1 protein-coding gene is annotated in these 261 nt (G+C 37.5%); it reads right to left on the reverse strand.

Annotated features, from left to right (window positions below; all coding sequences use genetic code 11):
• The coding region (locus tag FOF46_RS32230) for a hypothetical protein (protein WP_167572056.1) at nucleotides 1–261 on the reverse strand (261 nt) is incomplete at both ends.

Consider the following 261-nt stretch of genomic DNA (forward strand, 5'->3'; position numbering starts at 1 on the left):
CTCCAATAGCACCTGCATAATCTCCTCTTATATCATTGTCTGCACCAAATACAACATTATATTCGCCTGCTACAAAATTGTCATTCCCAGTTACAAAAGCAGCAAATGCATTTGGGTCAATTTCATTACCTCCATGAAATGCAACGGATAATGTAGCTACCGCACCTCTTGCAGTTGAAGGACTTGTACTAAAAGAAAAATCAACTGCAAAAGCTCCTATTTCACCAAAATTATTTGGATCAGATCCTACAAATCGATATC

Source organism: Aquimarina algiphila (genome assembly GCF_007489275.1).
Taxonomy (GTDB): domain Bacteria; phylum Bacteroidota; class Bacteroidia; order Flavobacteriales; family Flavobacteriaceae; genus Aquimarina; species Aquimarina algiphila.